Origin of the sequence: Bacillus cereus group sp. MG4, from assembly GCF_040460055.1 — a bacterium.
In the GTDB taxonomy this organism is placed as follows: domain Bacteria; phylum Bacillota; class Bacilli; order Bacillales; family Bacillaceae_G; genus Bacillus_A; species Bacillus_A wiedmannii.
Genome location: NZ_JARVGZ010000001.1, coordinates 817,079 through 830,721, shown reverse-complemented (window position 1 = coordinate 830,721; position 13,643 = coordinate 817,079). Strand labels below are relative to the sequence as shown.

Below are 13,643 nucleotides of genomic sequence, written 5' to 3'. Positions count from 1 at the left end.
TGTTAAATTACATGCACTTTTGTATATTGAATAGATTGATAACTTTCTATAATTAAAATATAAATGGAGGTGCATGTAATGTCTAATCATTTTGATGAAACAATTTCTATTAAAAAGGGAACAGCCTTATACGTCGGAGCGGTTTTAGGATCAGGAATTCTTATATTACCTGGTATGACAGCGAGTGTAGCAGAAGGGAATGCGATTGTTTCTTGGCTTATTATGATATTACTTAGTATTCCACTTGCATTCACATTCGCTTTTTTATCGATTGAGTACCCAAGTGCAGGTGGAATTGCCACGTTTGCAGAAAAAGCTTTCGGTAAAAATATAGGTGCTATTATAGGATGGTGTTTCTTTGTTGCAGGTAGCATTGGACAAATCGTAGTCTCAATGACTGGTGGAATGTATATAGTGAGAGTGTTTGCTTTATCATCATATTTTTCTTATGTTATAGCGCTTATTATTTTAAGTATTTCAATTGGTTTTAATTTATACGGGTTAAAAATGAGTGGGTGGTTTCAAGTATGTATTGGTGTATTAACTTTGTTTATTTTAATTGTAACAATTATTAGTGCACTACCTTATATTGAAATGAAACATATAAATGTACATATTTCTATGCAAGAAATAAATCCGATTTTAGAAGCATCATTATTAATTTTTTGGTCTTTTTTCGGCTGGGAAGCTATTGCAAGTTTAGCTCCTGAATTTAAATCACCTAGAAAAAGAAATATTATTTTATCTACAGGATTTGCGATTGTTATTATTGGAGTTTTATATATTGGTATTGCATTTTCAGTAATTGGAACGAAATCTTATCATATAAATGCTGATAATACTACAGCTCTCGTGCTTGTAATGAAACAAACATTAGGCGAGCAATTTGCATGGGTAATTGGATTTGTAGCTTTTATCATTTGTTTAGGGACGACAAATGCATTTATCGCAAGTATGGGGCGTTTAGGTTATTCACTAGGAAAAGAAGAAGTTGCACCGCGTTATTTAGCACGTATTGATAAAAAAAGAGAAACACCAACAAATGCAGTAAAAGTTGTAGGTTGTATTGCAATAATAGGTTTGTTAATAAGTTTCGTTTTCCATATTAGTATAGATAAAATTGTTTTAATACCGAATTCGTTAGGGATTGTTACATATATAGTCGGTACTGCGGCTGGAATGAAATTAATAAAGAATAGGTTCGGTAAAATTTTTTCTATAGTAGCTTTTACATGTTGCGTAGTAGTTTATCCTTTTATTGGAGGAGTAATACTGATTCCAGTAGCTGTATCGTTTATCTGTTTATGCTATGTACGTTTCAGTAGCAGAAGAAAAGAATATAAATAAGAATGCGTTTGTAGAAATCTAAATATTTAAAGATATTAAATTTTTTACATTTCGTTTATAATTGTGAGGGGAAATATCTGTAACTATTTGTAAAAATAGGAGGCGGTTATAAAAATGTATGAAATTGCCAGGTGGGATTTAGATCGATTGTATCCAATTGAGGATATTCTAACTCCAATATTGAGGTTGAAAGAACAATATTATGTGACAAAAGATGTAGAGATTCTTTCAAAACTCATACAAGCTATTGAAAAAGCAGAATACTATTTGTATTGCCGATCTGCTGAAGAAAGTATTTCATCTGACCTTGCTATATCGACTACGACAGTAAAAGATTTGAAAAAAGAAGTACAGCAAATAATACAACAAAGTAAATTAGAAGCTTCCGATAATATTAATACTAAGTTAATGAAAGATGAACTTGATACATGGGAAAATATGTATATACAATTAAGAAATAAGATAAAAATAGAACACAATAATAAGCAATTATCATTTGGACAAGCTAATAATATTGCAATGAATAGTGATAATGAAAAGGAAAGACTAGAAGTATTTGAGTTATTAGCAAGTGCTTTACATGAGGAAAAAGAAATCTTTGCTACTGTATTAAATCAAATAGGGAGATTGCGCAATCCAAAGAGTAATGAATTAGAAGATAGAGAGATTTTAACACAATCTCTTCATGCGAATGGCATTTCTGAAACAGTATTATTACAAATGTGGAATGCGGCAGAAGAAAATCTTGATAAATTAGTAAGTGCTTTAAATGTGTATAAGAAGGGGAAATCTTTGATTACTTGGCATGAACTTATGACAGTAAAGGAAAATAATGAAGCTATTATTCCTTTTTCAGTAGCAGTACAAAACATATATGATGCATTAAAAGATATTGATGAAGAATTAGCAGAATTTGCCCGCAATGCAATAGAGAGTGGGTGGGTAGATGCGGAACCGAGAGATAATAAACCACCAGGTGGGTTTTGTGCTCCTTTTTTCAGTGAAAAAGAATCACGAATCTCTATGCGTTATGACGGAATTATCGATAATGTAAGAGTACTTGCGCACGAACTAGGACATGCTTGGCATTTTTATAATATGAGTTTTGAACAATCTACTTCTTTTTTAGATGATTATTTGCCAATGAGTACAGCAGAATCAGCATCTATTTTCTTTGAAACCGCGCTCATAAATTATCTAATTCAAACAACAGATAGTATAGATATGAAAAAGTCATTGCTTAGTTGGAAAATAAGAAACTGTTTTAATTATGTAATGGCAATACGAGCATCGTTTGAATTTGAAAAGAATTTTTATGAAAAGTGTAAAGAAGGTCCTTTAAGTGCTGATGAAATTGAGAAATTATCTATAGTAGCTCAAGAAACAGCATACGGGAATGCATTATCAGAATATCAGCCGTTTGTTTGGATGAAATATGTTCAGTTTTATATAGCAGATGTTCCATTTTATAATTATCCATACACATTTGGTTATTTAGCTAGTTTTAGTTTATTAGAAATAGCTCAAGAAAGTAAAAGTACTTTTCATTCGAAATATAAAGAGTTTTTACGAGAAACAGGAAAGGCTCCAGTGGAAGAGCTTATGAAAAAATATTTTGAAATAGATATAACAAGTTATGCGTTCTGGGATAAAGCTTTTAGGCAAATTTCTAAAGATATTGATGAATATTTGAGGCTTATGTGAGGGGAGAGTATAGTGGATCACCAACTTATAAAGGGAATACCTTTTTCAACTTTAGAATATGAAAAAGCTATAAGTTTGCTAAAAGGTTGGCTACATGAAAAACAAGAGAAACCAAGGTTTGTAGTAACTGCAAATCCTGAAATTGTTATGTCTGCAAAGGAAAATACAGATAAATCAAAACAGTTTAAAAAGATGTTACTATCTGCGGATTTAATAACAGCGGATGGAATTGGCGTTATAATTGGCTCGAAAATATTAAAAGGAAGTTTGAAAGAACGTGTTACTGGGGCAGATATTACTCACGATTTAATAAAATATTGTAATGACAATGAATATCGTGTCTTTCTTTTTGGAGCTGCGCCAGAAAATAATAAAAAGGCACTAGAAAAATTAAATGAGCAGTTCCCGGGAGCACAGTTTAAAGGACAGCATGGATTTGTAAATGGCGAAGAAATAGAAGAAGTAAAAATGAAAATTAAGCAATTCAAGCCGCACTTGCTACTAGTAGGACTAGGTTCACCAAAACAAGAAGAATTCATCTATGAAAACATACAAACATTAAACGTTCCGCTATCTATTGGTATAGGAGGCATGATTGATATAATATCTGGTACTGTAAAAAGAGCACCCAAAATTATGAGGGATACAGGAACTGAATGGCTATATAGGTTACTCTCACAGCCGAAAAGGTTAAAGAGACAACTCGTACTTCCGAAGTTTTTATTGTCGGTTATGTCTGAAAGAATTAAAGGGATTAATTAATAAAGGAGACTACATTCATGAACAAAATTGGCATTATCGGAGCAATGCAAATTGAAATAGACTTACTTTTAGAAAAATTAGTTGTACAAGAAGAACAAACAATCGCGGGAATGCCTTTTTACGTTGGGGAATTCATGGGAACAGAAGTAATTATTACACGTTCTGGTGTAGGCAAAGTGAATGCAGCAGCATGTACGCAAACGTTAATTCATAAATTTGATGTAGATGCTATCATCAATACGGGTGTTGCTGGAGGGTTACACCCAGATGTAAAAGTTGGCGATATCGTTATTTCAACGAATGTTACCCATCATGACGTAAGTAAAACACAAATGAAAAACTTATTTCCGTTCCAAGAAGAATTTATCGCAAGTAAGGAATTAGTAGAGTTAGCACGTACAGCATGCAATAGTAGTAGTTTACATATGGAGATTCATGAAGGAAGAATCGTCAGCGGTGAATGTTTTGTTGAAGATTCAAAACTAAAAGCGAAATTAATAGACGAATATGCGCCGCATTGTACTGAAATGGAAGGTGCAGCAATTGGACATGTTGCTTACATAAATGAAGTACCATTTCTCGTTATAAGATGTATTTCTGACAGTGCAGATGATGAAGCGCAAATTTCTTATGACGACTTCGCGAAAACTGCCGCAAATTATTGTTCAGAAATTATCGTTGAGATGCTGAAAAATATATCGAGTAATACTTATAGTGCAAAAGGAGAGAATGGAATGTTACATGCATTAATTTTTGATATGGACGGAACGTTATTTCAAACTGATAAAATTTTAGAATTATCGTTAGATGATACATTTGATCACTTAAGATCATTACAGTTATGGGATACGGTAACACCTATTGAAAAATACCGTGAAATTATGGGAGTGCCTTTGCCGAAAGTTTGGGAAGCTTTATTACCGAATCATTCTATTGAAGTAAGAGAACAAACAGATGCATATTTTTTAGAAAGATTAATTGAAAACATTAAGAGCGGAAAAGGTGCTTTATACCCGAACGTAAAAGAAGTGTTTGCATATATAAAAGAAAATAATTGTTCAATATATATTGCTAGTAATGGTTTAACTGAATATTTACGAGCAATTGTATCTTATTATGACTTAGACCAATGGGTTACTGAAACGTTTAGTATTGAACAAATAAACTCACTTAATAAAAGCGACTTAGTAAAAAATATTTTAAACAAATATGATATAAAAGAAGCAGCTGTAGTTGGGGACCGGTTATCTGATATAAACGCAGCCAAAGATAATGGCTTACTTGCGATTGGATGTAATTTTGATTTTGCGCAAGAAGATGAACTTGCTCAGGCAGATTTAGTAATAGATGATTTAATGGAGTTAAAGGGAATATTGTCTGAAGTGAAGAATACGCATGCTACGAGTGGAATAAGGTAACAATCATAAAAATGCTCAGAATAAATGATTCTAGAGCATTTTTATGTATTTTCAAATTAAGGGGGAAAGCACTTGAAAGATGTACATACTCAACAAATAGAAGATTTAATGATATACGAACACGATTATCTTGTTCAAGAAAGCAAAGACGAAGGATTTAATTTCCTAATAAAACTAATAAGTGAATATGAAAATAAAATAAACACATTTAATAAAACTGGAGAATGTTTATTTGGTATCTTTCAAGGGGAAAAGTTAATTGGAATAGGAGGGCTAAACAAAGATCCATATACAGAAAACAATAAGATTGGCCGATTAAGGAGACTTTATATTTCAAAGGACTATCGTCGTAAAGGGCTAGGGAACTTGTTATTAAACCGATTATTATTACATGCAGAAAAGTATTTTAAAGTGGTTGTTTTACATACAGATACGAAACAAGGTGATGTGTTTTATAATGCAAATGGATTTGTGAAGGGGGAAGTATATAAAGGATCTAGTCACTATAAAGTATTATAGTAGTAGCTTTTTAAACAATATTTCGGCAAATAATATAAATAAAATATCATTTGCCAAAATATTAGTGAAAAAGAGAACTCAGCTTCGAAAAATAAGCTTATGAAGTCTCTTTTTGCTAATCAATTATGTTTTAACATTCATTTGTTTCAATAATCCCTTTGGATCACCTTTCACATAATAAAAATGCGGATTATTTTCATCATCGTAAAGCATAATATAAGGTTTTTGATTAAGCGGGAGGAGAATAAGTACTTCATCAATTGTTGTATGTAACCATTGATTTTTAATAGAAACTGGTTTAGATAAAGGGATCTTTATCATGTGACCATCTTTTGGAACGACGTTTAAGTTTTTGAATGGGCCAGTAATCGATTTAGCATATTGAACAGCTTCCTTTTGAATAGCTGGATCTAAAGATTGTTTTTGAACGACCATTTCTTTTTGACAATCAAACACTTCAATTTGTTGATTTGTATTTGCGAACACATTTGTTGATAATAAGAAACAAAGAAGAGTAATAACCCCGATTTTTTTAATCATAATACAACACCTCGTTTTTACTATACCCTTAAAACGTTCAAATATTTTTCTGTCACATTGATGTAACAAAGAAGTTGTATAATACAATTGGTTTTTGTTTAATAGCAATGGAGGATAATGTATGAGAGTATTAATAGCAGATGATGAACAAGATATGTTAAGGATTTTAAAGGCTTATTTCGAGAAAGAAGGCTTCAAAGTTTTATTAGCAAAAGATGGAGAAGAAGCACTTCAAATATTTTATGATGAAAAAGTTGATTTAGCTGTTTTAGATTGGATGATGCCGAAACATAGTGGTATTACTGTCTGTCAGGAAATAAAAAAGAATTCAAGCGTTAAAGTATTAATGCTTACAGCGAAAAGTGAAAGCGAAGACGAATTAGCGGCGCTTCAAAGTGGTGCAGATGAGTACGTAAAAAAACCATTTCATCCAGGCGTATTAATAACTAGGGCGAAAAAGCTTATACAGCATGATGATGTCATTCAAGTTCAAGATTTGAAAATAGATTTCACTAAAAATAAAGTTTATAAAAATGACAAAGAGTTAGATATTACAAAAACAGAGCTAGAATTAATAAAGTGTTTTTTAAATCATAAAGGCATGATTTTAACTCGTAAAAAATTGTTAGATATCGTATGGGGATTTGACTATTTTGGAGAAGAGCGAACTGTTGATACACATGTAAGAAGATTACGTAAAAAAGTAGGAGAAAATATTATAAAGACGCATCGTGGTTTAGGATATAGTTTGGAGGAGCAGAGTGAATAAACTTGGAAAAAAGCTATTTCTCAGCATTTCTTTAACTGTTATTCTTATTTTTACAATCTCTTTATTATTAATTAACTATCTTTTACCGAAATATAATATTTACAAAACGCGAGAAAGTTTAGAAGGTATTACAGCACAAATACAGTCCATACCGAGCAAACAACTGGATGAAGCAATTACTAGCATTGAAAATAAAGGAAATGTTACGATTGCGTATACATCAATTAACAATTCGGAAGATCGAATTAATGATGAGTTACGTATGCAACTTACAAGGAAAAGGGTTGCCCTTAATAAACTTTGGATTACAAAAGAAGAAGTAATGAAAGTAAAGAACTTCGGGCAATCGAATAAAATATATGATCAAGAAAAGATTAAATCTAGTTTTTTTGTGAAATACATTGCGAAAGACGATATGTTAATTTTAGTAGGAGTTTCGATCGCAAATTCTAATGAAGTAATAAAAACGTTAAATTCATTTTATTTTTACATTTTTGGCATTACGATTTTTCTCATTATCGTACTTGTATGGATACTTTCAAAAACAATCACCAGACCATTGAAAGAATTAAGTAATGTTGCAGAAGATATTTCAAATTTGAAATTTGAACGAGCGAAAGTGAAAACAAATGATGAAATAGGGGACTTAGCTAATAGTATTAATATCATGAGTGAAAAACTAAATGAAGCGCATGAAGATTTAACAGATCGAAATGAACATTTAAAACGATTTATGGGTGATGTGACGCATGAATTAAAAACTCCAATCGCATTAGTGAAAGCATATTCTATGGGAATAAAAGATGGTTTAGATGATGGTACATACATAGATACAATCATTAAACAAACTGATCACATTTCAAACCTAATTGAAGAGTTATTACGATTTTCTAAACTAGAAAGAGATGTTTTAGAAAAAGAAGAATTCGATATTAAATCACTAGTCCAAAGTATATTAGATAAGCATAAAATTGAACTGGAATCGAAGGAAATCGATTTGCAAGTGAACTATAATGTTAGCGATGCAGTTGTTAATGCTGATGTAAATAAAATGAAAATGGTCGTTCAAAATTTAATATCTAATGCGATAAAATATACAGCAAATCAAAATATAAAAATTACTTTAGAAAATCGAAATGAAAATATATATTTTCAAATTCAAAATGGTATGAATGCGGAACAGATGAAAGATATCGATAAAATTTGGGAACCTTTTTACGTCTTAGAATCTTCTCGTAGTAAAGACCATTCAGGTACAGGGTTAGGCTTAGCGATAGTGAAAAGTATTTTAGAGAGACATGGTTTTGACTATGGAGTCTCTACTATAGATGGAGAGATACGATTTTATATTAATATGGAGAATGATTAATTCAATACTTTTAGAAGCATCGTCTATTATTAGGCGATGTTTTTTATAGATTATATGAGAGCAGTAAATCAGAATATATAACCTCAAAAGCTCGTTTGAAGAGTGTTCTACAAATTTTTCAAGTTGTTGCATAAAATATAAACTGAATTTTCTGTAATTTTATTGTATAGTAAAAGGAGAAATATATGGGGAGGGAAGGGTATGGGGAAAAAGAAAATAGCAACACTATCAGCAATATTATCTTTATCAATTACGTCAGGAGTTTCTAATATGACTGCGTATGCAGACAATAAAGAAAAAAACTACATAAATGAGAATGACGTGAAGTTAAATGGAAATGTTTCAGAAGCGTTACGTTCAAACACGAAGATAGAATTAGAAAATGGAATGACAAAACCGATTTACTCGCTTGATGAAGCAATTATTGAAAATTTATTTGTGGAAACAGAAGTTGATAGTGATCGAGATGGAAAAAAGGATCGTGTATCAGTAAAAGTTATGCGTCCAAAAACTGATTCGAATGTGAAAGTTCCTGTTATTTATGAAATGAGTCCATATCGATCTGGCTTAAAAGATGTTCCTGTATATAATGTAGATGAAGAATTGTATGCATATGAAGGGAAACCGTATGGGGCTGTTAATTTTGGTTCATACGGAAATTATTATGTGCCAAGAGGCTATGCAGTTATTTTAGGTGAAAGTATTGGAACTGGAAAATCAGATGGATGTCCGACTACTGGGGATGAGCAAGAAATATTAGGGACGAAATCTGTCATTGATTGGGTAAATGGGCGTGCGAAAGCATATACAGAAAATGGTGAGGAAGTTAAGGCTGATTGGTCAACAGGAAATGTAGGGATGACAGGAGTATCTTATAATGGTACGTTACCGAATGCTGTTGCGACGACTGGTGTTGAAGGTTTAAAAACAATTATTCCAATCGCAGCGATTAGTAGTTGGTATGATTATTATCGTGCGAACGGTGCAGTCATTGCGCCTGGTGGATACCAAGGAGAAGATACAGATAACATGGCAGAAGCAGTTCTAACAAGAGAAAATCCTGAAGTTTGCGGACAAGTAATAAAAGAGTTAACAGCTGGACAGGACCGGAAAACTGGTAATTATAATGATTTTTGGGATAAACGTAATTATGTAAAAGATGCTAAAAACGTAAAAGCGAGTGTATTTGTTGTTCATGGTTTAAATGATTGGAATGTAAAGACTAAGCAGTTCGCACAATGGTGGGAAGCACTTGGAGAAAATGATGTCCCTCGTAAAATGTGGTTACATCAAGGTGGACACGGTGGAACATCAACAAATGATTGGCAAAGAACACAAAATAAATGGTTCGATTACTGGTTGTATGGAATTGAAAATGGGATTATGAATGAACCAATGGTTGATGTACAACGTGAAAATAAAACTTGGGAAAAATTAAAAAACTGGCCAGATCCATCAGCTGTGCCGTCAAAAGTTCGTATGTATTTAAGTAACAAAGCAGTTAATTTGCCATTAAGTATGGGTTCTGCAAATAAAGTTTTCTCATTCGTAGATGATGCAAAAATGAAATCAAACCAATTAGTAGCAAACCCAGAATTAGAAGTAGCCAATCGATTAGTGTATACAATGCCTGTACTTCAAAAAGATATGCGTATAAGCGGTATACCAAAGATTTCAATTACAGGAAATATTGATCGATCTGTATCAAATTTAACTGCTTTACTTGTTGATTATGGAGGGACGAAGCCGGAAATCGTAACGAGAGGTTGGATGGATCCACAAAATTTAAAGAGTATAGAAAATTCAACATCGATTCAACCGGGCAAAGATTATACATTTACATGGGACATGCAGCCAGATGATTATGTATTTAAAGCAGGGCATCAAATAGGGGTTGTTTTAATCGCTAGTGACTATGATTATACGATTAGACCGAAAGCTGGCACGAATCTTACAGTAAAATTAAGTGAAGTGACATTGCCAATTGTGAAATAAATAGTTATGAATAAAGAGCTTACTGCATAGTGAGCTCTTTACATTTTGAAAGGGGAGTTTATTATGATTTTTTATTGGTAGACACAAACATGCTTACAACAAATAAAAAAATTGCATTTATGATCAATAGACCACTAAAGATAAGCCCAGCAAAACCTCCAGCGAATCCATCTCCTACTTTTTCACCAATTACGTGCAAAGTGGCGAAGAAAACAACGGGAGAAGAAAGTATGAAAATACCACTGGCTATTGTCCATATCCGTTTATATTTCTTTGCTATAAAGAAAATCATTGTATTAAAAGTGATAAGAAGAAAAATAAATCCAATTAATGAATTCATCATATCCTCCTTTCAATATAATTCTGAATTTTCATATGTTCATTTTGAATGGAATATTATACAATATAATTATATTGTATGGAAAGCGAGTGATATATTATGACAGTCAGCTCTTTCGAATTTTTATTAAAAATAAAGGTACAGGAAGATTAATTGAGTTAAAATCTTCCGTACGTATAAAACGGAGGAGAAAATAAATGTTTAGTTTTTATAGTACACTTTGCACGGAACTTTATGATTACACAAAGCCTGTCGGGTATTCTTTAAATGGTGATATTGAGTATTACCAAGAACGTTTAAAAAATGGTAGAGGAAGAATTCTCGAAGCGGCAGTAGGATCAGGGCGTGTTATCATCCCACTTCTTGAAGCTGGTTTTAAAGTGGATGGGATTGACTATTCACCTGAAATGCTAGAATCGTGCCGTATACGATGTAATGAGAGAGGCTTACATCCTCATTTGTATGAAGGAAGTTTACAACAATTTTCACTGCCGCATAAATATGAGACAATTATCATTCCTACTGGATCCTTCTGTTTAATTGAAAATCGTGCGGATTCTATAAACGCATTGAAATGTTTTTATGAACATCTTAATCCAGGCGGGCGTTTAATCGTAGATATTATGCTTCCGCATGACTGGAAAACTGGAGAGATTCATACATCGACCTTTTCTTTGCCAAGCGGAGACGGAATTACATTAGAAAATAAATCAATTGAAATAGATTGGTTGAACCAAGTTACTCTATCATATTTAAAATATGAAAAATGGAGTAAGGGACAGTTAGTACAATCAGAACTGCAACGCTTTACGATGCGCTGGTATGGAATAGACGAGTTTATACTTCTGTTAGAAAGTATAGGTTTCTCTAACATTACTTGCTCGGCTGACTATGTTTATGAAAAAGAACCGTCAAATGCAAATCAAATGTTTACTTTTGAAGCTATGCGAAACGAAAAATAAAGAACGATCTATGAAAACAAGGCAGTCGATATAGTATTGACTGCCTTGTTTCAATTGTATAGTACCTACATGTTATTACGTTTTCATTGTCCAAGCATTCTTCTACTAACTACATATACTATTTCTATTAAAAACAGTCACTATTTTCAATAGAACTGTTATTTTTCTATAAATAATATTTTAGAGAAGTAGGTGGATAAATTTGGAAAAAGAAGAACGAGGAAGAATTGAAAATCAAGTGTATTCAAATCGTGTAGTAAGATCAGAATTTGATGCAAATTGGGAAACATGTATATCAAAAAGTGGTTATGTAATTTATGTAGCGACAAGTAATAATGCTGAAGTAATAGTACTGCTTGCAGATGGTTCAAGTAAATTACTGATTTTTGAAAAAGGCGGTAAAGTAGTAGTAGGTGGTGGTGGAACTAGTCATTACAGTAAGCCGCATATTGCAAGAAATATTTAAAGTAGAACATGATAATTGAGAAGAAGCTGGAAAACGGTTAGTCATTCATGTTTAGAGCATAATAGACTAACCGTTTTTATTTCTTTAAATCAATTTAGAATAGGTTAATTTAATACAAATACAGCGGTATGACCAACAAAAATTAGGAGGGAATTGTACGGATAAGAATTCGAAATATAATGTAAGTTTGGAAGAAACATATAAGCAATATAAAAAAGCATTTCCTATTTCGGGAAATGCTTTTTCTATGTTATAGTATAATAGTGTTTCGAAACGATGTTATTTTAATATACTTCAAATCTTGTTGTGTATTATTTTTATATTAAATTAGTCGTGTAAGTATTTTTTTATATAAGGAGTAACAATTAGAGAAATGAAAAATATAGACTTTATACTAGAAAGTGATGAGGCATTAAAACCATCTGAACGATTAGTACTATTATTATTAGAGAAGCATAGAATGTTATATACGAACGATCTATTGGCATTATCTAATTTATCATATAAAACATTAACAGATTCATTAACGGCCCTTGTTTTAAAATCATATGTGTTAAAGGAAACTGGTAAGGGAAGAAGACAAAATTGTTATAGATTGGTATGATAAGGTTGCTGATTTTAGAGGGTTCATATTAATGTTTTTCAAATGCAAGGAGAAATTATATTTTTATTTTCAAATGAAAAACGAACCGCAATACGTACTTAAATATTTGTATTTCATTTTTGTTAATGCTAATTTTACAATTATCGAAAATAGAAAAATAATAAACTGCATAAAAAAGAAATAAAAAAACAATCCGTTTTTAAAAATGGATTGTTTTTTTATTGGAATAATATTATTTGAAATGTTGAAAGTATGAATGATTATTCTACTTCGCTTGTATACTTTTCAGGTAATAATTCCATTACGTTACATTTTACAAGTTCATCATTATAAGAAAGTATAACGTTCGTATTTTTTCCGTAATCACTTATTAATTCTCGACACATACCACATGGAGCAACAACCCAACATTTTTCTATATCTTCGTGAGGGTGTGGGTGAGCAACTGCTACAATGGTATCAAATTTATGATCACCTTCAGAAATAGATTTTCCGATTGCCATAGCTTCACCGCATACTGTTATTCTTCCAACATTCGCTTCAACATGCACTGCTGCATAAATATTACCTGCTTTAGTTCTTACTGCTGAACCGATATGATGACGACCGTATTTATAGTTTTTTTTCGATTACTTTTTTAGCAGCTTTAATTAAATCATAGTCTTCACTATTTAAAGGCATTACTTGTAACATAATCTCTCCTCCATATTGAACATGATTATTGTTTAAAATAACAGATAATTATTAGATAGATAATATTATTATGTAAACTGTAGTTTTAACAGGGAAATATCATAATCAATAGAACATATAGAAGAAGGGGACACTTAAATATTTTGAAAGATGGG

At 31.8% G+C, this 13,643-nt stretch carries 13 protein-coding genes and 1 pseudogene; 11 read left to right on the top strand and 3 right to left on the bottom strand.

Annotated features, from left to right (window positions below):
* Positions 1–78 precede the first annotated feature (78 nt).
* The 5 genes from QCI41_RS04330 (at position 79) to QCI41_RS04310 (ending at position 5,750) form a co-directional block, all read left to right on the top strand.
* Positions 79–1,347 (top strand): APC family permease, encoded by a 1,269-nt coding sequence (locus QCI41_RS04330; protein ID WP_353838207.1) that lies wholly within the window; start codon positions 79–81, stop codon positions 1,345–1,347.
* Positions 1,348–1,461: 114 nt separating this feature from the next.
* Positions 1,462–3,051 carry a M3 family metallopeptidase gene (locus QCI41_RS04325; RefSeq protein WP_353838209.1) on the top strand — a complete coding sequence of 530 codons (1,590 nt, stop codon included), beginning with the start codon at positions 1,462–1,464 and terminating at the stop codon, positions 3,049–3,051.
* Between the two features lie 12 nt (positions 3,052–3,063).
* The gene (locus tag QCI41_RS04320; protein ID WP_353838210.1) at positions 3,064–3,813 is read left to right on the top strand and encodes a WecB/TagA/CpsF family glycosyltransferase; all 750 of its coding nucleotides are present in this window, start codon (positions 3,064–3,066) and stop codon (positions 3,811–3,813) included.
* 17 nt (positions 3,814–3,830) lie between these two features.
* Entirely contained in the window at positions 3,831–5,231 is a 1,401-nt protein-coding gene (locus tag QCI41_RS04315; RefSeq protein WP_353838212.1) for a 5'-methylthioadenosine/adenosylhomocysteine nucleosidase, read from the top strand.
* Positions 5,232–5,303: 72 nt separating this feature from the next.
* Positions 5,304–5,750, top strand: coding sequence for a GNAT family N-acetyltransferase (locus QCI41_RS04310; RefSeq protein ID WP_353838213.1), 447 nt, complete (start codon positions 5,304–5,306; stop codon positions 5,748–5,750).
* Between the two features lie 123 nt (positions 5,751–5,873).
* On the opposite strand, the gene QCI41_RS04305 is transcribed toward QCI41_RS04310, so the two are convergent.
* Positions 5,874–6,290, bottom strand: coding sequence for a hypothetical protein (locus QCI41_RS04305; RefSeq protein ID WP_353838214.1), 417 nt, complete (start codon positions 6,288–6,290; stop codon positions 5,874–5,876).
* A gap of 121 nt (positions 6,291–6,411) precedes the next feature.
* Here QCI41_RS04305 and QCI41_RS04300 point away from each other — a divergent pair, with 121 nt between their 5' ends.
* From QCI41_RS04300 to QCI41_RS04290, 3 genes are all read left to right on the top strand, one after another.
* A complete protein-coding gene (locus tag QCI41_RS04300) occupies positions 6,412–7,059 on the top strand; it encodes a response regulator transcription factor (protein WP_353838215.1) in 648 nt (215 codons plus the stop codon).
* Positions 7,052–8,428 (top strand): sensor histidine kinase, encoded by a 1,377-nt coding sequence (locus QCI41_RS04295; RefSeq protein ID WP_353838216.1) that lies wholly within the window; start codon positions 7,052–7,054, stop codon positions 8,426–8,428. The genes QCI41_RS04300 and QCI41_RS04295 overlap by 8 nt, the downstream gene beginning before the upstream one ends.
* Positions 8,429–8,629: 201 nt before the next feature.
* Positions 8,630–10,423, top strand: a complete 1,794-nt coding sequence (locus tag QCI41_RS04290) for a Xaa-Pro dipeptidyl-peptidase (RefSeq protein WP_353838217.1) — start codon at positions 8,630–8,632, stop codon at positions 10,421–10,423.
* Positions 10,424–10,484: 61 nt separating this feature from the next.
* On the opposite strand, the gene QCI41_RS04285 is transcribed toward QCI41_RS04290, so the two are convergent.
* Positions 10,485–10,766: a hypothetical protein gene (locus tag QCI41_RS04285; RefSeq protein ID WP_353838218.1), complete on the bottom strand. Its 282-nt coding sequence runs from the start codon at positions 10,764–10,766 to the stop codon at positions 10,485–10,487.
* 194 nt (positions 10,767–10,960) lie between these two features.
* On the opposite strand from QCI41_RS04285, the gene QCI41_RS04280 reads away from it, so the two are divergent.
* From QCI41_RS04280 to QCI41_RS04270, 3 genes are all read left to right on the top strand, one after another.
* Entirely contained in the window at positions 10,961–11,725 is a 765-nt protein-coding gene (locus tag QCI41_RS04280; protein ID WP_353838219.1) for a class I SAM-dependent methyltransferase, read from the top strand.
* 202 nt (positions 11,726–11,927) lie between these two features.
* The gene (locus QCI41_RS04275) at positions 11,928–12,191 is read left to right on the top strand and encodes a hypothetical protein (protein WP_353838220.1); all 264 of its coding nucleotides are present in this window, start codon (positions 11,928–11,930) and stop codon (positions 12,189–12,191) included.
* 373 nt (positions 12,192–12,564) lie between these two features.
* Complete coding sequence (locus tag QCI41_RS04270) at positions 12,565–12,795, top strand: hypothetical protein (protein ID WP_000789031.1); 231 nt, start codon at positions 12,565–12,567, stop codon at positions 12,793–12,795.
* Between the two features lie 260 nt (positions 12,796–13,055).
* On the opposite strand, the pseudogene QCI41_RS04265 reads toward QCI41_RS04270, so the two are convergent.
* Positions 13,056–13,488: pseudogene (locus QCI41_RS04265) on the bottom strand (cytidine deaminase).
* Between the last annotated feature and the right edge of the window lie 155 nt (positions 13,489–13,643).